Below are 20,790 nucleotides of genomic sequence, written 5' to 3'. Positions count from 1 at the left end.
AGAATTCTATCCCACGAACTGCCGAGCCACGATCAACACTGCCGCGCCCGCCAGAAACATCGCCATCAGGCCGCCGCGCAGCGAGACCACGGCGGTGACGACCAATGCCGCCCATTCGGCCGGTCCGGCATTCAGCAGCTCCGGCGCCACCAGCGTCGTCAGCACCGCCGCCGGCACGGCGTTGAGGCCGGCCTCGACGCGTGGATGGATGTTGTCGAAGCGGGAGATGACCAGATGCCCGCCGATTCGCGTGAGATAGGTGGCGACCGCGCCGGCGATGATGATCCAGAAAGTCGTGCTCATGGCCTTGTCTCCACGCCGCTATGGTGCGGTGGCAGGATGACGGCGAGCAGCACGCCGGCAATGGCGCCGATCGAGACGTGCCAGGGCGAGCCGACCGTCTTGTAGGCGATGATCGAGGCGCACGCACTGGCGATAACCACCGGCAGCCACAGCGGCCGCTTGCGGAAGCCCATCACCAGGCCGAGGAAATAGATCGGCAGCAGGAAATCGATGCCCAGCACATGCGTGTCGGGGATGAGCTTGCCAAACACGGCACCCAGCGCGCTTTCGATCACCCAGAACAGATAGACCGGCAGGCCAAGCCCCAGATACCAGGCAAAGCCGACCGTCTGGCCGGACGCCGCCCTCGCCTCGGCCACGGCGAACTGCGGATCGGTGAGGATGAAATAGCCGAGCGCCTGTTGGATGACAGGCCAGTGCGCGATGCGCCGGCCGATGCCGGCGGAGTAGAGCACATGGCGGAAATTGACGGCGAAGATCGACAGCACGATCAGCCACGGCGCGACATGCTGGCCGAACAGCTGGATGCCGACCATCTGGCTGGCGCCGCCATAGACCAGCGCGCTCATCAAAAAGGCTTCGAGGACCGAAAAACCATTGTCGACGGCAAGCGCTCCGAACAGCACCGCGAACGGCGCCGACGCCACGACGACAGGCATGGAGAGTCGCACGCCTTGCCAGAAGTCGCTTTTGCCGCCGCTCTCGGAAATCACGTCCGTCGCCATCGATCGCTCCCAGGGTCGAAACCGCCGATGTAGGTAGTGCAGCCCGCCTTGTCACACGAATTCGCTTGAGCCAAACGATCAGCGGAAATGATCGTCGCCTTGGGTCGAGATGGAACTTAGTCCTTCGCGATTTTGCCCTCGATCGCCCTGCCCCAGTCGAGCAGCGGCTTGGCGCGCATGGTAAAATCGACGAGTTCCTCGACCAGATCCGGCCCGTGGATGCCTGCCGGATCGATGACGTGGCGGACGGCAAAATGCCGATTGCGGATCGCAGCGACAAGATCCTCATCCGTGACGTGCTCGAAGCCCCGCGGCGTGCGTTTCATGGCGTCTTCCGCGCTAAGCTCGAGGCCGTTCTTCTTCAACGCCTTCACCATGGCGCGAAACCTGTCCGGCCACGTCTCGATGGCGCGCCGCATCGCCAGCAGCAACGCGGCCTCCGGCTGCCACCAGGCGACGCCGGCAAAGCAGCCCTCAAGCCCGATATGAATGTAGAACACGCCCTGCACGGCCTTGCTGCCGTCAGGCGACAGAATCGCCGAGACATGCCGGTTGTACGGCCGCTTGTCCTTGGCGAAGCGCACGTCGCGATTGATGCGGAACAGCGACTTCTTGCGATCGCCGCGCAAACCGAGCCCTGCCTCTGCGAAGCGCTGTGTCAGCGTGTCGACCAGATCGCCAAGGGGATCGCGCAATTCCTGTTCGAACAGGTCGCGATTCTCCAGAAACCACTCCCGGCTCTGGTGGAAATCCAGCGCCTTCAGGAATGGGATGGCCTTTGGGCCGAAGCCGTTGAACGCGGTCACGCCTTGCCGACCCGTTGCAGCCAGGTGTCCTCGTCGATGACCTCGACGCCGAGTTCGCTGGCAAGCTTGAGCTTGGAGCCGGCGCCGGGTCCGGCGACCAGCAGATCGGTCTTGGCCGAAACCGAACCGGCAACCTTGGCGCCGAGCCGCTCGGCCATCGCCTTGGCTTCCGAGCGGGTCATCTTCTCCAGCGTGCCGGTGAACACGATGGTCTTGCCCGCGACCTCGCTGTCGGCCGAGACGGTGACGATATAGGGCTTGGGCCTGACCTGTTCGAGCAGCTTGTCGAGCACGTCGTCATTGCGTTCATTGCCGAAGAAATCGCGCAGCGCATCGATCACCGTGTCACCGATGCCGTTGACCGATGGGAATACGGTGTGCGGGTCCTCCGCTGCCGCCGTTTCCTTGCCGACGCGGATCAGTTCCTCGATGGTGGAAAAGGTCTTGGCGAGTACGGCCGCCGTCGTCTCGCCGATATGGCGGATGCCGAGCGCGAAGATGAAGCGATCGAGTTCCGGTTCGCGGCGCGAATCGATGGCCGCGAACAGCTTGTCGAGGCCCTCATAGTTGCGGTCCTCGACGCTGCGCACATTCTTGCGCGTCTTGCCGGACGCCGCCTCGCGCTGCCTGGCCTGCTCCTCGCGCCGCTCGGCCAGTGCCTTGGTGACCGCGGGACGGCGGTCCCTGAGCGTAAAAATATCGGCGGCGGTCTTGATCAGCCCGGCATTGAAGAAGGTGTCGATGTTTTCGGCGCCCAGCCCCTCTATATCGAGCGCTCCGCGCGAGACGAAATGGCGTAATCTTTCCACGGCTTGCGCGGCGCAGATCAGTTCGCCGGTGCAGCGCCGGCGGGAATCTTCCTTGCCGGTCTTCTCGTTGATCTCGCGCGTCGCCGGCGAGCCGCAGACTGGACAGGTATGCGGGAATTCGTAAGGCACGGTATCGGCCGGGCGCTTGTCGATGACGACGCTGACGATCTGCGGAATGACGTCGCCCGCCCGCTGGATCACCACCGTGTCGCCGATGCGCACGTCGATGCCGTCGCGGATCGGCAGGCCGTTGCTGTCGAAACCCTTGATGTAATCCTCATTGTGCAGCGTGACGTTTTCGACCACGACGCCGCCAACGGTGACGGGCGCAAGCCTTGCGACCGGCGCCAGCGTGCCGGTGCGGCCGACCTGGATGTCGATCCTCTGCACGGTCGTCATCGCCTGCTCGGCCGGGAACTTGTGGGCAACCGCCCAGCGCGGCTCGCCGGTGACGAAACCCCAGCGGCGCTGCAGCTCCAGCTGGTCGACCTTGTAGACGACACCATCAATGTCATAGCCGAGCGAGGAGCGCTGCTCCTCGATCAGATGGTAATGCGCGACCAGTTCCTCGACCGACTTCGCCCGCACCATCAAAGGGCTGATCTTGAACCCCCAGTCGGCGAATTTTTGCACCGATTCATACTGGGTCGGCGCCGGATCCGCGGTCGTGAAGCCCCAGGCATAGGCGAAAAACTTGAGATTGCGGCTGGCGGTGACAGAGGCATCCTTCTGGCGCAGCGATCCGGCAGCCGTGTTGCGCGGATTGACGTAATCCTGGCCGCCGGCCGCGGCCGAGCGCGCCTTCAGCGCCTCGAATTCCGCATAGGTCATGTAGACCTCACCGCGTATCTCGATGACATCAGGCCAGCCCGAGCCTTTCAGCTTCGCGGGAATATCGGCGATGGTCCTGAGATTGGCGGTGATGTCCTCACCCACGGTTCCGTCGCCGCGCGTCGCGCCCTGCACGAACACGCCATTCTCATAGCGCAACGACGCCGACAGCCCGTCGATCTTCGGTTCGGCGGTGAAGGCGATATCGAGGTCCTTGTCGCGGTCGAAGAAGCGCCGGCCGCGCTCGATGAAATCAGTGACATCCTCATCTGTGTAGGCCTTGGCGAGGCTGAGCATCGGCACGGCATGGCGCACCTTGGCAAAGCCCTCCGCCGGCGGCGCGCCGACCCTGCGTGACGGCGAATCCTCACGCACCAGGTCGGGAAAACGCTCCTCGATGGCAAGGTTGCGCCGCCGCAACGCATCATATTCGGCGTCGGTGATCGTGGGCGCGTCCTCGGCGTGGTAGCGCCGGTCGTGCCCGGCGATCTCCTCGGCCAGCCGCTGGAGTTCGGCTTCAGCCTCGCTTTCGCTGAGCGAATCGACAGGTTTTTCAGCCATGCTTTTCTTCCCCGAACGGTGGCGTGCCACAATAGAGCATGATCCCGAAAAGTGGGAACCGGTTTTCGGAAAAGATCATTCCTGAACAGCAGGATGGAGCCATATCCTGACTCGCTGCCATATCCTGCCCCGTCAATGACGCTGGATGGCCTTATGCCGCGTTTGTGTTCTCGCGCAGCAGCCTTTCGGCGGCGGCGCGTGCCTCGTCGGTGATCGTGGCGCCGGCCAGCATGCGGGCGATCTCTTCCTGCCGCGCCGGCCTGTCCATCTCGGCAATGCCGGTCGCGACACGGTCGGTGCTGCCCGATTTTGAGATCAGGAAATGCGTCGCCGCGCGCGCCGCCACTTGCGGCGCATGGGTGACCGACAGCACCTGCACGCGCTTCGACAGACGCGCCAGCCTTTGGCCGATGGCGTCCGCAACGGCGCCACCCACGCCGGTGTCGATTTCGTCGAAGACAAGCGTCGGCGCCGAGCCACGGTCGGCCAGCGCCACCTTCAGCGCCAAAAGGAAGCGCGACAGCTCGCCGCCGGACGCCACCTTCATCATCGGCCCGGGCCGCGTGCCGGGATTGGTGCGCACCCAGAACTCGATCTGGTCGATGCCTTCTTCCATGCGGGTCTCGGCCTCGCTCTTCATCTCGACGATGAAGGCGGCGCGTTCGAGCTTCAGCGCCGGCAATTCAGCCATCACCGCCTTGGTCAGGCCGACGGCCGCCGCATGGCGAAGCCCGGAAAGCTGTGCTGCGGCGATGTCATAGGCCTCGCGCGCCGCGGAGGCCTGCTTTTCCAACCCATGCAGGCGTTCCTCGCCGGCGTCGAGATCGGCCAGATCGGCGACCATCGTGTCGCGCAATTGCGCCAGATCGTCGACGGCGACACTATGCTTGCGTGAGGCCGCGCGCAGCGAAAACAGCCGCTCTTCCGCCTTCTCCAACCGCTGCGGGTCATACTCCGTGGCGCGAAGTGCCGCCTCGACGCCGGATTGCGCGGCGTCGAGCGACAGCATGGCTTCGTCCAGCGACTTGACCACATCCTCGAGCAGGCCGGGCGCCTCCGTCGCCTTACGCTGCAACCGTCTCAGCAGACTGGCGAGCTGCGGCAAGGGCGAAGACGGGCCGGACAGTACATCCTGGGCGTCATGGATTTCGGAAGCGATCTTTTCGGCGCGCATCATATGGGCGCGCAATTCGGCAAGTTCCGTTTCCTCGCCGGGCTGCGGATCGAGCTTGGTCAGTTCCGCCACCGCGGCGCGCAGGTAATCGGCCTCGCGCGCCGCCGCCGCCACCTTGGCGCGGTGGCGCGTAAGCTCCTGTTCGCCGGCACGCCAGTGGCGCCAGGCCTCGCCGGTCGAGCGAACCGCGCCGAGATGGCCTCCGAACGCGTCGAGCACGTCGCGGTGGGCGCCGGGATCGACCAAGGCGCGCTCGTCGTGCTGGCCGTGGATCTCGACCAAAGCGCGCCCGACATCGCGCATCAGGGTTACGCTGGATGGCTGGTCGTTGACGAAAACGCGGGTGCGGCCGTCCGCCGTCTGCACGCGGCGCAGGATGATGTCGCCATCGTCCTCGATGGCGTTTTCGACGAGCAGCGCCCGCACCGGATGGTTGCGCGGCACATCGAACACGGCAATGACCTGGCCTTGTGCCGCGCCATGGCGCACCAGAGAAGCGTCACCGCGCGCGCCGAGCGCCAGCGACAGGGCATCGAGCAGGATGGATTTGCCGGCGCCGGTTTCTCCGGTCAGCACGGAAAGGCCCGGCTGGAAGTCGATATCCAGCTTCTCGATCAGGACGATATCGCGGATCGATAGTCTGGAAAGCATCAGAACCCGGACCTCAGGCAATTCCAGGAAAAGTGCGGAGCGTTTTTCCCATGGGAATTGCGTAGAACAAAAAGTTGGGACGGCTCAGCGCTTCAATCAAACCACTGAACCGCCGTGGAGCGGCACGCGACCAATCGGAGTCGCAGCGCCGCACTATCTTTTTGTTTCAGCATCGGATCAATCCGAAAAGCGCGCTGCGCACGCTTGCGCCTGACAGATCAGGCGCCGGTGATCAGCTTGCCGGCCTTGGAAATCCACGATCCGGCATTCTCGCGCGGCGAAAGCCCATTGCTCTGCAGGAGCTTGTAGGAGTCCTTGTACCACGGGCTGTCGGGATAGTTGGTGCCGAGCACCGCTGCGGCCGTCTGGGCCTCCGAGGTCAGCCCCATCGCGTAGTAGCTTTCGGTGAGGCGGGCCAACGCTTCCTCGACGTGGCGGGTGTTGGAATAGTTCTCCACCACGGTGCGGAAGCGTTTGACGGCGGCGATGTATTCGCGGCGCTCCAGATAATAGCGGCCGATCTGCATTTCCTTGCCGGCGAGCTGGTCGTTGGCGAAGCGGATCTTCTCCTTGGCGTCGTCGACATATTCCGACGTCGGCCAGCGCGTGACCAGATCCTGCATCGTCTGCAGCGTCTGGCGCGCTTCCTTCTGATCCTGCGTCACATCCTTGATCTGGCGATAGTAGCTCAGGCCGATGATGTACTGTGCATAGGGCGCGTCATCGGTAGACGGATAAAGCGCCAGATAGCGCTTGGCCGACGAGATCGCCTCGTCGTAGCTGCCCTTTCGGTAGTCGGTGAAAGCGCCCATCACCATCGATTTGCGGGCCCATTCCGAATAGGGATGCTGGCGGTCGACGGCGTCGAACTTCTTGCTCGCCTCGTCCAGGCGGCCAGCATTCAAATTGGCAAGACCCTGGTTGTAGAGAACGTCGGCCGGCTCGGTCTGGTCGACATATTTCGACAGGTCGATGTCTTTCTCCGACGACATGCAGGCCGACAGAAAGAGCGATGGAACAACCAGCGAAAGCGCCAGGAGAACAGACCGCCTTGGCGCTTTCGATTGACCGACTCGCTTGAAGAACATGATTGGATTGCGCCCTTTCGGCGTTACTTTAATGCCTCTTGCATGCTGTTGTCCCAAAACTGGTCCCCACTTTTGAGCGACATGCACTAATCGACGGCAGCAGCCATAAACCATAACCGCCTTGCCCGGCAACGCTATCTCCGGGCAATGGCGCATTTTTGTGGCGGCGCGACGGCGCCGGCGCATCCCTATATTTTCGCCGACCGATGATGCATTCCTGCAACACCCGGCATTCCGCCACAGGGTGCGAAAACGGTGCGGAGCTTAGATCATCCAGGGCGCGTAGAGCGGCGCATTGACGGCGCTCATCTCCGCCGCGCGGCCCCGCTCGCGGCGTGTCGTCTCGACGATCTCGAAGGCCGTGCGGTCCGACAGCAGGCGCCGCAGCGCCGCAGCGTTCAGCCTGTGACCGCCGCGATAGGAGCGGAAACAGCCGATGAAGCGGGCGCCGGCCAGAGCCAGGTCGCCCATGGCGTCGAGCGTCTTGTGGCGCACGAATTCGTTGGGATAACGCAGGCCGCCCATATTGATGACGCGGTTGTCGTCACCGATCACCAGCGAGTTCTCGAGCGAAGATCCCAGCGCATAGCCGGCTGCCCACAACCGCTCGACATCCTTCATGAAGCCGAAGGTTCGGGCGCGCGCAACGTCGCGGCGGAAAATGTCGGCATTGATGTCCGACGCAAAGAGCTGACGACCGATGGCCGGGCTTTCGAAATCGATCTCGACCTCGAAGCGGGTGCCGTCATAGGGCCTGAACTCCGCCCAGGAAGCACCGTTTTCGATGCGAACCGGCTTGACGACCCTGATATAGCGCCGCTTGACCGGGAGCGTCTCGATGCCCGCCTGGTCGATGGCTTCCACGAAGGCCATGGCGCTGCCGTCGAGGATGGGAACCTCGTGGCCGTCGATCTCGATGAGGACATTGTCGATGCCGAGCCCGAACAACGCGGCCATGATGTGCTCGACCGTGGCGATATGCTCGCCCGAGGGATCGCCAAGCATGGTGCACAAATCGGTGGCGCCGATCTCGGAAAACAGGGCGCGGAACTCGCGGCCCTGCCCGTCGCTATTGATGAGCTGGAACACGATGCCGGTGTCGGCATCCGCCGGCAGGAAACTGATGGAAACTTCTTTGCCACTGTGAACGCCGGTGCCCGTAAGCGACGCGCGCGTCTTCACTGTCGTCTGGTAGTCGTGCAAGACAATCCCCATAAGCCCGATATGCCTAAGTCCGCTTCTCCAGCCCGAGGGCGCGGCTCTTGTTAAATCGGCAGGCAGGGCCACTTCCCCGAAATCCCGGCAGACCGACTATGGTAGGCAGCGAAGATAATGTCCCGCCAAGGAGACTCCAAATCACGGTTTCTTACCCTCTGTAACCGCGAACCAGAGTAGGCTCCACATCGTAACTATTTGATTCTACAGCACTTAAAACGTTAACAGGCAAGCAATTCCTTGCTTGCCTGTTAACAATTGTTACGGTCCGTTAACCGCTCAGTTGGCCTGGCGGCGCAGGAACGCCGGAATCTCCAGCTGATCGTCGTCCTGAGTCGCCCTGGTCTGCGGCGTCAGGCGGCCCTGGTCGTCCAGCTGGCCGCGGCGCGGCGCATAAAGCTGGGCGTCCTGGCTGGCGAGACGGCGCACTTCAGGCGCTGCCTGGCGCAGCTTCGGCTCGCGCGGTTGCGCGGGCTGCAGCCTTGCGGGTTCCTCCTCGCGGCGGGTCAGGCCGTTGGTCAGGCGCTTCAACAGACCCATCGGGCCGCTGTTGTTCTCGTGGTCCACCGGGCGGCTCTTGGCGTCGACCTCGGCCTTCACCACCGGCGGAAAGTCCTCGACGCGCGGCATGCGCTGCGGTGCCATCGCCACCGGCTGCTGGACCTCGCGCAGCATTTCGCGCGGCTGCGGGGCCGGCTGCATCTGCTGGACAACCGGCTGCGGCATTGGCTGCTGCGGCGGCGCCTGGAAGATCTTGCTCTGCGGGCGGAAATCGTCCGCATGGGCGACAGGAGCCGGGCGGGCCTGCGCCATGGCGGCAGCGTTCGACTCGGCGAGCTGGATGGCCTCGGCGACCGGGTCCGCGGCGCGCGGCTCATAGACAGGCTGCTGGACCGGCGCCGGGCGGCTCTCCACGGCAGCCACGGCCGGACGGGCGGCCGGCTTCTGCGGTGCCGTACGGATCGAGATCGGCGCCGCGGCGATTTCAGCCGCCGACTTGTCGATGCCGGTGGCGACCACCGAGACGCGGATGACGCCTTCGAGTTCCTCGTCGAAAGTAGCGCCGAGGATGATGTTGGCGTCCTGGTCGACTTCCTCGCGGATACGGGTCGCAGCTTCGTCGACTTCGAACAGCGTCAGGTCGCGGCCGCCGGTGATCGAGATCAGCAGGCCCTTGGCGCCCTTCATAGAGGTCTCGTCAAGCAGCGGGTTGGCGATCGCAGCCTCGGCGGCGGCCATCGCGCGGCCCTCGCCCGAAGCTTCGCCGGTGCCCATCATCGCCTTGCCCATCTCGCGCATCACCGAACGCACGTCGGCGAAGTCGAGGTTGATCAGGCCTTCCTTGACCATCAGGTCGGTGATGCAGGCGACACCGGAATAGAGCACCTGGTCGGCCATGGCGAAGGCGTCGGCGAAGGTGGTCTTGTCATTGGCCAGCCGGAACAGGTTCTGGTTGGGGATGACGATGAGGGTGTCGACGCATTTCTGCAGTTCCTCGATGCCCAAATCGGCCGTCTTCATGCGGCGCTGGCCTTCGAAGTGGAACGGCTTGGTGACGACGCCGACGGTGAGGATGCCCTTCTCGCGCGCGGCGCGGGCAACGACCGGAGCAGCACCGGTGCCGGTGCCGCCGCCCATGCCGGCGGTGACGAAGCACATATGGGTGTTGGAAAGGTGGTCGATGATCTCGTCGATGCACTCTTCCGCCGCCGCGCGGCCGACTTCCGGCTGCGAGCCGGCGCCGAGGCCTTCGGTGACATGCGCGCCGAGCTGGATCAGCCGGTCGGCCTTCGACATGGTCAGCGCCTGCGCGTCGGTGTTGGCCACGACGAACTCGACACCGCGCAAGCCCGCGGTGATCATGTTGTTCACGGCATTGCCGCCGCCGCCGCCGACACCGAACACGGTGATGCGCGGCTTAAGCTCGGTGATGTCCGGCTTCTGCAGATTGATGGTCATTGTCTCCGTCCTTTGCCTTTCACGCCGCTTCGCCGCCGCGGCCGCCTATGGGGCTGTCCCCGTCAATTAGAAACTGTCTCTCAACCACTGACTCATGCGATGCAGTTTTCCACCCGTTCCGGTCATCCTGAGACCGGAAATGCCTTTTGCAGGATGGCTCTCGAAACTCGCCATCTGCGGATAGATCAGAAGCCCGACGGCGGCCGAGAAGGCCGGTCCCTTCGCTGCTTCGGGCAGGCCCGCCACGCCGAGCGGACGGCCGATGCGCACATTGCGCCCCAGGATGCGGCGCGCCGCTTCCGGCAGGCCGGCCAGCTGGCTGGCGCCGCCGGTGAGCACGACGCGCTTGCCGACCGCGTTGCCGTAGCCGGACTTGTTCAGCCGATCGCGCAGCAGTTCGAGTGTCTCGTCGATGCGGGCGCGCACGATGCGCGTCATCACCGAACGCGGAATCTGCAGCGGCACATCGCCATCGTCGCCGATCGGCTGGATCGAGACCAGGTCGCGGTCATCTGCGCTGCCCGGCAGCGCCGAACCATGCATGACCTTCAGCCTTTCGGCGGCATCGAGCGAGGTCGAAAGCCCTTTGGCCATGTCGAGCGTGACGTGATTGCCGCCGATGGCGATGGCGTCGCCATGGACGAACTTGCCTTCCGAAAACACCGAGATCGTCGTCGTGCCGCCGCCCATGTCGATGCAGGCCGCACCCAGTTCCAGCTCGTCGTCGACCAGAGCCGCCAGCCCGCTGGCATAGGGCGTCGCCACCATGCGCTCGACCGACAGATGCGAGCGGTTGATGGAGAGTTCGAGGTTGCGCATCGGCGCCGCGTCACCCGTCAGCACATGCATGTCGACGCCAAGCGCGTCGCCGACCATGCCGCGCGGATCGCGCACGCCGCGCTCGGCATCGAGCGAGAAGCCGACGGGCAGCGAATGGATCACCTCGCGCTCGGCCTTGAGCGCCTGCTTAGCGCCGGCGCCGAGCACGCGCTTGATGTCGGCCTCGTCGGCCTCGTGGCCGCCAAGGTTGATGGTCGCCGAGAAGGCTTCGCTCTTCAGCCGGCCGGCGGTCATGTTGACGATGAGCGAATCGACCGTCAGCCCCGCCATGCGCTCGGCGGCGTCGACGGACAGGCGGATGGCATGCTCGGCCCGGTCGAGATCAACGACCACGCCCGACTTCACGCCTTGCGACTTCTGATGACCGATGCCGATCACCTGGATCCGGTGCGAGCGGCCGCGCAACAGCTTGCCGTCATCGTTCGGCTTGAGCTTGGCCACCATGCAGCAGACCTTGTTCGAGCCGACATCCAGCACTGTCAGAGTGCCGGATCGGCGCGACGAGGCATCGCCTGAACCGCCAAGCCAGCTCATATCTTCGTCTCCGACTTGCGCTTGAAGGTCTTCGGCTTCTCGTTGAGCGCGGCCTCGCGCTGCGTCGCCGCTTCGGGCGTCAGCTCCACGACCAGCCGGTCTGTCAGGCGCATGTCGACCGCAGCGATGTCGCGCGACAAGAGCCCCTTGTCCTTATCCATCTTGACCAGTTCGGCGAGCGCCTGGTTTTCCCCGTCCTCGGGCAGCTTGACGGTGATGCCGTTGTCGAGCTTCAGGTCCCAGCGGCGATCGCCAACGCGGATATAGCCTTTTACGCGGCTCGCGAGGTCGGGGTATTTTTCGACCTTGGCCAGGAAGTCGGGCGCCTTGGCCGGCGCGCCCTCGCCGATCAGCAACGGCAGCAGCACCTGCTTGCCGCCGGAGAACGGCGCAATGACCGCGCCATCCCTCTCGATGACCGAGAGATCATTGCCCTGCTGCCAGAGCGCGAAAGCCTCACGCTCCTCGACGCGCACTTCCAGCGTATGCGGATAGACCTTGCGCACCGCCGCCACCTCGATCCACGGCAGGCCGGAGATGCGCTCGCGCGCGGCCTCGGCGTCGAAGCCGATCAGCGAGGTCCAGCCGTCGAGCTCGAGCCTGTCGAGAATGTCGATCTCGGAGGTCTGGCGGTTGCCGACCACCTTGACCTGATCGACGGCAAAGCCCGTGCGGGCGGTGATGCTCTGGATGATGCCATCGGCATGGCCGCCGAGATAGGCGCCATAGGCGCCGCTCGAAGCGAGCAGCACCGCCGACATCATCGCCGCGGAGAAGCGCGGCACCTCGAATTCGCCACCGCCCAGGCGCGCCAGGATGCGCACCGGGCGGCGAAGCACGCGCGGCAGGACGAAATGGCCCGATGACAACGACAAGCCGAACAGCGACGGCCCAGCCGCGCCCTTCCCCTTGCACTGTCCCCATTTCAACGCTGACACGAAGCGTCCTCCACCATCCAACTCAACAACTCACCAAACGAATGCCCGGCATGGGCCGCGATTTCAGGCACCAGAGACGTCGGCGTCATGCCCGGCTGAGTGTTGACCTCGAGCCATACAACTTCGCCATTTTCGGAGTGACGATCGTCATAACGGAAGTCCGACCGGGAAACGCCCCGACAGCCGACAGCTTGGTGAGCCTTGAGCGCCAGTGTCTGTATTTTTTGGTAAATATTCGGTGAAACTTTTGCGGGGCATTCGTGTTTTGATCCGCCCGCGACATATTTTGAATCGTAATCATAGAAGGAATGGCCGGTCGGGATGATCTCGCAGACGCCAAGCGCCACATCACCCATGACGGCGCAGGTCAGCTCGCGCCCGTGGATGTAGCGCTCGACCATGACGGTATCGCCATATTTCCATTCGGACGAGCCGACGACCTGCGGCGGATGCGACTGCCCCTCCGACACGATGACGACGCCAAAGCTCGATCCTTCATTGACCGGCTTGATCACATAGGGCGGCTTCATCGGATGCTTGTTCTGGATGGCGAAGCGATTGGCGACCTTCGATTCGGCGACGGGAACGCCGACCGATTTGACGATCTTCTTCGCTTGCTCCTTGTTCATGGCGAGCGCCGAGGCGAGCACGCCGGAATGGGTGTAGGGGATGGCGAGATATTCGAGGATGCCCTGGATGGTGCCGTCCTCGCCGAACGGGCCGTGCAGCGCATTGAAGGCAACATCAGGCTTGAGTTCCGCAAGCACCGAGCCGACATCGCGTCCGACATCGACGCGGGTGACCTGATAACCCTCATTCTCCAGCGCATCGGCACAGGCCTTTCCGGAGGACAGGGACACGGGCCGCTCGGACGAAAAACCTCCCAGCAGGACGGCCACATGCTTGCTTTTCATTCCCCGTCATCCCCTCTCACGGCGGACCAAAAACCAAGATTTCCGCAACATTGAGTCCGAGTCTCCCGGCAGGTTGCCCCCCAGACGGAAAACGCGGGTAACGCGTCGAACGACTCAAATCAGGAAACGCTTTCCAGCAGAGAATCAGAGAGTTGATTCACTGGCAAGTGCTTATGATTCCGAGAGATTCACTTTCTGAGAAAATGGCTACGAAAACCGTGTCGCTGAGTCATTACAGCAACGGTTTCACGCGCTTTGCGAGCGTGTTGAAGTTCATGCATCACATGAACTTCAACACGGGTCAGAGAAGCTGACCCAGAAACTCCTGCACGGCATGTCCGGGCCGGAAATTGCCGATGCGCTTGATCTCCCACTGCAGCCGGAGGCCAGAGTGCTCGAGCACGCGGGCGCGCACCGTCTCGCCGAGATATTCGAGGTCGTAGCCGGTCGCCGTGCCGGTGTTGATCATGAAATTGCAGTGCATGGGCGACATCTGCGCGCCGCCGATCATCAGGCCACGGCAGCCCGCCTTGTCGATCTCCTTCCAGGCCGACGTTCCTTCCGGATTCTTGAAGGTCGAGCCGCCGGTCTTCTCGCGGATCGGCTGCACCGTCTCGCGGTGGTTCTGCACCGCGTCCATCGCCGCCTTGATCGTGGCCTTGTCCTCTGCAAAGCCTTCGAACACGGCCGAGGTAAAGATCAGCCCGGAAGGAGCCGCCGAATGGCGATAGGCATAGCCCATCTCGGCATTGCTCAGTGTCTGGACATTGCCCTTACGGTCGAGCGCGCGCACCTCGACCACGCGCTCGCGCGTCTCGACGCCGTTGGCGCCGGCGTTCATCCTCAGCGCCCCACCGATGGCGCCTGGAATGCCGTGATAGAAATGGAAGCCGCCAATGCCGGCTTCCAGCGCCAGGGCCGCGACACGCTTGTCGGGCGTGGCGGCACCCGCCTTAATCCTGATCGGCGAAACGATCTCGGCCTCGCCAAAGCCCTTGGCCGAGAGCCGGATGACAAAACCCGGAATGCCGCCGTCCCTGACCAGAAGGTTCGAGCCGACACCAACGACGGTAAGAGGTATTTCTTCGGGAACCGCACGCAGGAACGCGGCAAGGTCTTCTTCGTCGGCCGGCTGGAACAGCACCTCGGCCAGGCCACCGGCGCGGAACCAGGTGATCTTGTCCATCTCGGCATTCGGCGTGAGACGGCCGCGCAGGCCGGCAAGCCGGTCGCCAAGTCTGTCGATCAGGGCCTGGCCGTGCATCATGAGGCGGCAAGCTCCTTTGGCAGAGCATAGGCCCATTGGGTGATGTTGCCGGCGCCGAGGAAGACGACGAAGTCGCCGGGCTTGGCCAGGTCGCGAATGATGGGCGCGATCGCTGCCGGACCCTCTATGTAGCGCGCATCGCGATGACCGCCGGCGCGGATGCGCGACACCAGCTCGTCCGAGCTGACGCCGTCGATCGGGTCTTCGCCGGCAGCATAGACCGGCGCCACCATCACCGTGTCGGCGTCGTTGAAGCAGGCGGAGAACTCGTTGAACAGATCGTGCAGCCGGGTGAAGCGGTGCGGCTGGGCAATGGCGATGACGCGGCCGTTGGTGGCGCTGCGCGCCGCCTTCAGCACCGCCGATATCTCGACCGGATGGTGACCGTAATCGTCGAAGACATCGACGCCGTTCCAGGACCCGGTATGGGTGAAGCGGCGCTTGACGCCGGCGAAGGACGACAGGCCCTTCTTGATCGCCTCGCCGGACAGGCCGAGCTCATGCGCGACGGCGATGGCCGCGGTGGCGTTAGAGACATTGTGGCGGCCGGGCATCGGCAGGCGCAGGCCTGAAATCGTGCTCTGGCTGCCGGTCTTGCGGTCGCGGATCACCACGTCGAACTCGGAGGTGGCCCCCGCCATGCGGTGGTTGGTGAAGCGCACATCGGCTTGCGCGTTCTCGCCATAGGTGATGACCCGGCGGTCCTCGATGCGGCCGACCAGCGCCTGCACTTCCGGATGGTCGGTGCACATCACGCCGAAGCCGTAGAACGGCACATTCTCGACGAACTGGCGGAACGCCTCGCGCACCTTGTCGAAGCTGCCGTAGTGGTCGAGATGCTCGGGATCGATGTTGGTGACGACGGCAATGTCGGCCGGCAGCTTGAGGAAGGTGCCGTCGCTCTCGTCGGCCTCGACCACCATCCACTCGCCGTCGCCCATGCGGGCATTGGTGCCATAGGCATTGATGATGCCGCCATTGATGACGGTCGGATCGAGCCCGCCGGCTTCGAGCAAGGTCGCCACCATCGAGGTCGTCGTCGTCTTGCCATGCGTGCCGCCGATCGCCACCGCCTGACGGAAGCGCATCAGTTCGGCCAGCATCTCGGCGCGGCGCACGATCGGCAGCAGCTTTTCGCGCGCGGCCTTCAGCTCCGGATTGGTCTTCTTGATCGCCGTCGAGACGACCACCACCTCGGCATCGCCAAGATTCTCGGCCTTGTGGCCGACGAAGCATTCGATGCCCTTGTCGCGCAGCCGCTGCACATTGGCGCTGTCGGCCTGGTCGGACCCTTGCACCTTGTAGCCGAGATTGTGAAGCACCTCGGCAATGCCGCTCATGCCGATGCCGCCAATGCCGATGAAATGCACAAGGCCGATGGTCTGCGGCATCTTCATGCTTGCGTCCCTTTCCTGAAATCCGAAACGGTTTTTTGGGACGCAATAGCCTCTGTGAGATCGGCGAGCAACCGTGCCGCGTCCGGCCTGCCGGCCGATTTCGCGCCCGCGGCCATCGCCGCCAGCTGCTCGGGATTGTCCATCAGCCCGCCAACAAGGGCCGCGATGCGCTCGGGCGACAGCGTCGATTGCGGGTGCACCTCGCCGCCGCCGGCAGCGGCAAGGGCTGCCGCGTTCGCCGCCTGATCGTGGTCGAGCGCATAGGGATAGGGCACAAGCAGCGCCGGCCGGCCGATGACGGCGATCTCCGAGACGGTCGAGGCGCCGGAGCGCGAAATCACCAGATGGGCAGCGGCCATGCGCGCCGCCATGTCGGTGAAGAAGGGCGAGACCTCGACGGTGACGCCAAGCGCGGCATAGGCCGTCTTCACCCGCGCTACGTCATCCGCGCGGGCCTGCTGCGTGATCACCAGACGTTTGCGCTGTGCATCCGAAAGCAGCGCGATGGCTCCCGGCATGGCATCGGAAAAGAACTGCGCGCCCTGGCTGCCGCCGAACACCAGCAGGCGGAAAGGCTCTTCCCCCGTCGATGCCGCATAAGGCGTCTTGGCCGCCTCCAACACCGCCGGCCGGACGGGATTGCCCGTCGTCACCGTCTTTTCGCCGGTGGCACTCGTATCCTGCGGCAGGAAGCCGCCGGCGATGGCATCGACACGGCCGGCCAGCGCCCGGTTGGCGCGCCCCATCACCGCGTTCTGCTCGTGGATCAGCGTCGGCACCTTGCGCCGCGTAGCCGCGTAGAGCGGCGGCAGGGTCGGATAGCCACCAAAGCCGACCACCGCATCCGGCTTGATCCGGCCGATAATGGCGGAGGCCTGGCGCACGCCGCGCCAGATTTTCCAGAACGCGCCAAGCACGGCGATGGGATTTTTCGAGCCCATCGTCGCCGACTGGATCGGATGGACGGCAGCGGCCGGGAAGTGGCCGGCAAACCGCTCGGCGCGGTCGTCGGTCGCCAGATGCACCGTCCAGCCGCGCTCCTTCAGCTCATGCGCCAGCGCCTCGGCCGGGAACAGATGTCCGCCGGTTCCGCCCGCCGCCAGAAGGATGACACCCCTCGCCATGTCACTCCGCCGGTAAAGCGCGCTGCGGCAGCGCAAACCCCATTTGCTTGCGCTTCTCCGGCCGCTTGCGGGTCAGCGCCAGCACCATGCCCATCGAAATGGCGATGGCGATCTGCGAGGAGCCACCATAGGAGATGAAGGGCAGCGTCATGCCCTTGGCGGGCACCAGCTGCAGGTTGACGCACATGTTGATGACGGCCTGCAGGCCGAACACGGTGACGAGACCGCCGACCGCATAGCGAGTGAAATCGTCATGTTCCTTGAGCGCCGTGTTGAGGCCGCGCAGCACGATGAAGGCGAAGATCGACATGATGAAGAAGCACATGATCAGCCCGAATTCCTCGCCAGCGACCGAGAAGACGAAGTCGGCGTGGCTGTCGGGGATGACCCGCTTGACCGTGCCCTCGCCCGGGCCGACGCCGAACCAGCCGCCATTGATCAGCGCATCGCGTCCCATGTCGACCTGGAACGTGTCGCCCTCGCCGGTGAGGAACTTGTCTATGCGCAAGGCAACGTGCGGAAACACCGTATAGGCGGCGAAGACGCCGCCGACGCCGGCAGCACCCAGCACGATGATCCACAGCCAGGGCAGCCCGGCCATGAAGAACATGATACCCCAGGTGCCGGTCGTCAGCATGGTCTGGCCGAGGTCCGGCTGCGCCACCAGCAGCGACACGACCAGCACCAGGAGCAGCATGGCGAACAAATTGCCGGGAATGTCGGGCTGACGCTTGTGCTCGGCGAACAGCCAGGCGCACATGATGACGAAGGCCGGCTTCAGGAACTCGGACGGCTGGATCGACAGGCCTGCAAGCGACACCCAGCGCCGTGCGCCCTTCACCTCGACGCCGATATAGAGCACCGCCACCATCAGCACCAGCATCAGGCACAGCATGATCAGCGACATGCGCCGGATCTGCCGGGAATCGAGGAAGGAGACCGCCAGCATCACGCCGAGGGCCGGCACGGTGAAGATGATCTGCCTGGTGGCGAAATGGAAACTGTCGAGGCCGATGCGCTCGGCCACCGCTGGGCTGGCGGCGAACGACAAGACGATGCCCAGCCCCATCAGCGACAGGAACGCGGCCAGGAACCAGCGATCGATCGTCCACCACCAGGTTGCGACAGGACTTTTATCGAGACGGCTCTGCATTATCGTGCCCCTCCGATGGGTTTGACGCCATCTATAGCGCTCGCAGCTTGCCTGAAGGCTTCGCCGCGAACTTCGAAATTCTTGAACTGGTCGAAACTGGCGCAGGCCGGTGACAACAGCACCACCACCTCGCCGCTGTCGTCCTTGGCCGCATCATGCGCGGCGTGTTCGACCGCCTTGGCCAGCGTGCCCGAGATCTCGTAGGGCACCGCCTCGCCAAGCGTCGCCGAAAAGGCAGGTGCGGCCTCGCCGATCAGATAGGCCTTGGCGATGCGCGGGAAGAAGCCGCGCAGCGGCTCGATGCCGCCCTCCTTGGGCAGGCCGCCGGCGATCCAGTAGATGCGCGGAAAGCTCGACAGCGCGGGGGCGGCCGCATCGGCGTTGGTCGCCTTGGAATCGTTGACGAACAGGACATGGCCCTTGCGGCCGACCTGCTCCATGCGGTGCGCGAGACCCGGAAAACTTTCGAGCCCCGACTGGATTTCGCCAAGGTCGAGCCCGACCTTCAGGCAAGCGGCGACCGCGGCAAGCGCGTTCTGCGCATTGTGCTGGCCGCGCAACGAACCGATGCCTTCGAGGAAGGCGACCTTGCTGTAGCGGCCGTGCACGGCCTCCATCAGATTGGTGCCGTCGGCGAAATAGCCGTCGGTCAGCGGCAGCCGCTTGGAAATGCGGATGACCTGCCGCCCGGCCCGCTCCAGCCGCTCGGCGATCTGCGCGCACCAGGAATCGTCGATGCCGATGATCGCCGTCTCGCTGCCCGCCACCAGCCGCTCCTTGATCGAGGCGTAGTGCTGCATGGTGCCGTGGCGGTCGAGATGGTCCGGCGTCAGGTTGAGCAGGATGCCGGCGGTCGGATTGATCGAGGGCGCGAGGTCGATCTGGTAGGACGAGCACTCGACGACATAGTGGCGGTCGGGCTTCGGCGGGTCGAGCGTCATCACCGCGCGGCCGATATTGCCGCCCATCTGGGTATCGCGGCCCGCCGATTTGAGGATGTGCGCCGTCAGCGCGGTGGTGGTCGACTTGCCGTTGGTGCCGGTGATGGCGATGAAAGGCGCCGTTGGCACGCTGAGCGTCCGCTCGCGGCAGAAAAGCTCGATGTCGCCGATGATCTCGACGCCGGCGCCCTTCGCCAATTCCACCGTCCAATGCGGCTTGGGATGCGTCAGCGGCACGCCCGGCGACAGCACGAAAGCCGAGAATTTTGCCCAGTCGGCGCCGCGCAGATCGGCAGTCGCGATGCCGGTGGCGGCTGCCTTGGCGACGCTGTCGGGATTGTCGTCCCAGGCAAGCACCTGCGCCCCACCCTCGATCAATGCCCGCGCGGTCGGGATCCCCGAGCCGCCGAGGCCGAAGAGCGAAACCTGTTTGCCTGCGAAGGATGCAGCGGGGATCAAGGGAGGCTTCCTATCTGAGCTTCAGGGTGGAGAGGCCGACCAGCGCCAGGATGACGGCGATGATCCAGAAGCGGATCACCACCTGGCTCTCGGTCCAGCCGAGCTTTTCGAAATGATGGTGGATCGGCGCCATCAGGAACACGCGCTTGCCGGTCATCTTGAAGTAGCCGACCTGGATGATGACCGACAGGATTTCCACGACAAACAATCCGCCGACGATGACGAGCACGATCTCATGCTTGGTGGCCACCGCCACCGTGCCGATCAGGCCGCCCATGGCCAGCGAACCGGTGTCGCCCATGAAGATCGCCGCCGGCGGCGCGTTGAACCAGAGGAAGCCGAGGCCGGCGCCAATGACGGCGCCCAGCACGACCGCGAGTTCACCGGTGCCGGGCACAAAGTGGATCTGCAGATATTCGGCGAACACCGCATTGCCCGAGAGATAGGCGATGACGCCGAAGGATGCCGCCGCGATCATGATCGGCACGATCGCCAGTCCGTCGAGGCCGTCTGTCAAATTGACCGCATTGCCGGCACCGACAATGACGAAGCAGGAAAACGGGATGAAGAACCAGCCGAGGTTGATGATGAATTCCTTGGCGAAGGGAAATGTCAGCGACGAGGAGAATGGCGCCTGGCCGTTATGCATGATCACCCAGGCTGCGATGCCGGCGATGATGAATTCGAGCCCCAGCCGTGCCTTGCCGGAGAAGCCGAGATGCGACTGCTTGGTCACCTTCAGATAGTCGTCATAAAAACCGATCGAGCCGAAGCCCAGCGTCACCAGCAGCACGACCCAGACATAGATGCTCGACAGGTTCGCCCACAGAAGCGACGAGCCGATGATGCCGGACAGGATCATCAGCCCGCCCATGGTGGGCGTGCCCGCCTTCTTGAAATGCGTCTGCGGGCCGTCGGCACGGATCGGCTGGCCCTTGCCCTGGCGCAGCCGCAGCGAATTGATGATGGTCGGTCCGAAGATGAAGACGATCAGCGCCGAGGTGATCAGCGCTCCGCCGGTGCGGAACGTGATGTAACGGAAGACATTGAAGACCGAGATCTTGTCCGCGAAATCGACCAGCAGTGTAAACATGCGCTTTC

Annotated in this window: 17 protein-coding genes; all 17 read right to left on the bottom strand. The window is 64.3% G+C overall.

What is annotated here, in order from left to right; genetic code table 11:
• Positions 1 to 6: 6 nt before the first annotated feature.
• Positions 7 to 303, bottom strand: coding sequence for an AzlD family protein (locus tag D3242_RS04745; RefSeq protein ID WP_019859076.1), 297 nt, complete (start codon positions 301 to 303; stop codon positions 7 to 9).
• Positions 300 to 1,028 carry an AzlC family ABC transporter permease gene (locus D3242_RS04740; protein WP_064983822.1) on the bottom strand — a complete coding sequence of 243 codons (729 nt, stop codon included), beginning with the start codon at positions 1,026 to 1,028 and terminating at the stop codon, positions 300 to 302. The genes D3242_RS04745 and D3242_RS04740 overlap by 4 nt, the downstream gene beginning before the upstream one ends.
• Positions 1,029 to 1,144: 116 nt before the next feature.
• Positions 1,145 to 1,834, bottom strand: a complete 690-nt coding sequence (locus D3242_RS04735; protein ID WP_064983820.1) for a DUF2461 domain-containing protein — start codon at positions 1,832 to 1,834, stop codon at positions 1,145 to 1,147.
• Positions 1,831 to 4,035, bottom strand: coding sequence for an NAD-dependent DNA ligase LigA (gene ligA / locus D3242_RS04730; protein WP_064983818.1), 2,205 nt, complete (start codon positions 4,033 to 4,035; stop codon positions 1,831 to 1,833). Before ligA ends, D3242_RS04735 begins: the two co-directional genes overlap by 4 nt.
• A 151-nt stretch (positions 4,036 to 4,186) precedes the next feature.
• Positions 4,187 to 5,860 (bottom strand): DNA repair protein RecN, encoded by a 1,674-nt coding sequence (gene recN, locus D3242_RS04725; RefSeq protein ID WP_064983817.1) that lies wholly within the window; start codon positions 5,858 to 5,860, stop codon positions 4,187 to 4,189.
• Between the two features lie 218 nt (positions 5,861 to 6,078).
• On the bottom strand, positions 6,079 to 6,948 hold the full coding sequence (locus D3242_RS04720) for an outer membrane protein assembly factor BamD (RefSeq protein WP_064983815.1): 870 nt from the start codon (positions 6,946 to 6,948) through the stop codon (positions 6,079 to 6,081).
• A gap of 264 nt (positions 6,949 to 7,212) precedes the next feature.
• Positions 7,213 to 8,163 (bottom strand): UDP-3-O-acyl-N-acetylglucosamine deacetylase, encoded by a 951-nt coding sequence (lpxC, locus tag D3242_RS04715; protein ID WP_064983813.1) that lies wholly within the window; start codon positions 8,161 to 8,163, stop codon positions 7,213 to 7,215.
• Positions 8,164 to 8,442: 279 nt separating this feature from the next.
• Entirely contained in the window at positions 8,443 to 10,122 is a 1,680-nt protein-coding gene (ftsZ, locus tag D3242_RS04710) for a cell division protein FtsZ (RefSeq protein WP_038647720.1), read from the bottom strand.
• A gap of 66 nt (positions 10,123 to 10,188) precedes the next feature.
• Positions 10,189 to 11,496 carry a cell division protein FtsA gene (gene ftsA / locus D3242_RS04705; protein ID WP_010910249.1) on the bottom strand — a complete coding sequence of 436 codons (1,308 nt, stop codon included), beginning with the start codon at positions 11,494 to 11,496 and terminating at the stop codon, positions 10,189 to 10,191.
• Positions 11,493 to 12,434 (bottom strand): cell division protein FtsQ/DivIB, encoded by a 942-nt coding sequence (locus D3242_RS04700; protein WP_064983811.1) that lies wholly within the window; start codon positions 12,432 to 12,434, stop codon positions 11,493 to 11,495. Before D3242_RS04700 ends, ftsA begins: the two co-directional genes overlap by 4 nt.
• Positions 12,422 to 13,348, bottom strand: coding sequence for a D-alanine--D-alanine ligase (locus tag D3242_RS04695; protein WP_064983809.1), 927 nt, complete (start codon positions 13,346 to 13,348; stop codon positions 12,422 to 12,424). The genes D3242_RS04700 and D3242_RS04695 overlap by 13 nt, the downstream gene beginning before the upstream one ends.
• Positions 13,349 to 13,649: 301 nt before the next feature.
• On the bottom strand, positions 13,650 to 14,615 hold the full coding sequence (gene murB, locus D3242_RS04690) for a UDP-N-acetylmuramate dehydrogenase (protein WP_064983808.1): 966 nt from the start codon (positions 14,613 to 14,615) through the stop codon (positions 13,650 to 13,652).
• The gene (gene murC / locus D3242_RS04685) at positions 14,612 to 16,012 is read right to left on the bottom strand and encodes a UDP-N-acetylmuramate--L-alanine ligase (protein WP_019859090.1); all 1,401 of its coding nucleotides are present in this window, start codon (positions 16,010 to 16,012) and stop codon (positions 14,612 to 14,614) included. Before murC ends, murB begins: the two co-directional genes overlap by 4 nt.
• Positions 16,009 to 17,136 carry an undecaprenyldiphospho-muramoylpentapeptide beta-N-acetylglucosaminyltransferase gene (murG, locus tag D3242_RS04680; protein WP_019859092.1) on the bottom strand — a complete coding sequence of 376 codons (1,128 nt, stop codon included), beginning with the start codon at positions 17,134 to 17,136 and terminating at the stop codon, positions 16,009 to 16,011. Before murG ends, murC begins: the two co-directional genes overlap by 4 nt.
• Position 17,137: 1 nt before the next feature.
• On the bottom strand, positions 17,138 to 18,289 hold the full coding sequence (ftsW, locus tag D3242_RS04675) for a putative lipid II flippase FtsW (RefSeq protein WP_019859093.1): 1,152 nt from the start codon (positions 18,287 to 18,289) through the stop codon (positions 17,138 to 17,140).
• Entirely contained in the window at positions 18,289 to 19,689 is a 1,401-nt protein-coding gene (gene murD / locus D3242_RS04670) for a UDP-N-acetylmuramoyl-L-alanine--D-glutamate ligase (RefSeq protein WP_064983806.1), read from the bottom strand. The genes ftsW and murD overlap by 1 nt, the downstream gene beginning before the upstream one ends.
• 10 nt (positions 19,690 to 19,699) lie before the next feature.
• Positions 19,700 to 20,782 carry a phospho-N-acetylmuramoyl-pentapeptide-transferase gene (gene mraY, locus D3242_RS04665; RefSeq protein ID WP_010910257.1) on the bottom strand — a complete coding sequence of 361 codons (1,083 nt, stop codon included), beginning with the start codon at positions 20,780 to 20,782 and terminating at the stop codon, positions 19,700 to 19,702.
• Between the last annotated feature and the right edge of the window lie 8 nt (positions 20,783 to 20,790).

Origin of the sequence: Mesorhizobium jarvisii (assembly GCF_003601985.1) — a bacterium.
Taxonomy (GTDB): domain Bacteria; phylum Pseudomonadota; class Alphaproteobacteria; order Rhizobiales; family Rhizobiaceae; genus Mesorhizobium; species Mesorhizobium jarvisii.
The sequence above is the reverse complement of the archived record's forward strand: the minus strand, read 5'-3'. Positions and strand labels throughout refer to the sequence as shown.

What these genes read in the sequence shown, in the direction of transcription:
- murG (WP_019859092.1), bottom strand. Translation starts at nt 17,136, where the DNA reads ATGGCGAGGGGTGTCATCCTTCTGGCGGCGGGCGGAACCGGCGGACAT.
- ftsZ (WP_038647720.1), bottom strand. Translation starts at nt 10,122, where the DNA reads ATGACCATCAATCTGCAGAAGCCGGACATCACCGAGCTTAAGCCGCGC.
- ligA (WP_064983818.1), bottom strand. Translation starts at nt 4,035, where the DNA reads ATGGCTGAAAAACCTGTCGATTCGCTCAGCGAAAGCGAGGCTGAAGCC.
- D3242_RS04695 (WP_064983809.1), bottom strand. Translation starts at nt 13,348, where the DNA reads ATGAAAAGCAAGCATGTGGCCGTCCTGCTGGGAGGTTTTTCGTCCGAG.
- mraY (WP_010910257.1), bottom strand. Translation starts at nt 20,782, where the DNA reads ATGTTTACACTGCTGGTCGATTTCGCGGACAAGATCTCGGTCTTCAAT.
- D3242_RS04745 (WP_019859076.1), bottom strand. Translation starts at nt 303, where the DNA reads ATGAGCACGACTTTCTGGATCATCATCGCCGGCGCGGTCGCCACCTAT.
- recN (WP_064983817.1), bottom strand. Translation starts at nt 5,860, where the DNA reads ATGCTTTCCAGACTATCGATCCGCGATATCGTCCTGATCGAGAAGCTG.
- murC (WP_019859090.1), bottom strand. Translation starts at nt 16,012, where the DNA reads ATGAAGATGCCGCAGACCATCGGCCTTGTGCATTTCATCGGCATTGGC.
- ftsA (WP_010910249.1), bottom strand. Translation starts at nt 11,496, where the DNA reads ATGAGCTGGCTTGGCGGTTCAGGCGATGCCTCGTCGCGCCGATCCGGC.
- ftsW (WP_019859093.1), bottom strand. Translation starts at nt 18,289, where the DNA reads ATGCAGAGCCGTCTCGATAAAAGTCCTGTCGCAACCTGGTGGTGGACG.
- D3242_RS04720 (WP_064983815.1), bottom strand. Translation starts at nt 6,948, where the DNA reads ATGTTCTTCAAGCGAGTCGGTCAATCGAAAGCGCCAAGGCGGTCTGTT.
- murB (WP_064983808.1), bottom strand. Translation starts at nt 14,615, where the DNA reads ATGATGCACGGCCAGGCCCTGATCGACAGACTTGGCGACCGGCTTGCC.
- lpxC (WP_064983813.1), bottom strand. Translation starts at nt 8,163, where the DNA reads ATGGGGATTGTCTTGCACGACTACCAGACGACAGTGAAGACGCGCGCG.
- D3242_RS04740 (WP_064983822.1), bottom strand. Translation starts at nt 1,028, where the DNA reads ATGGCGACGGACGTGATTTCCGAGAGCGGCGGCAAAAGCGACTTCTGG.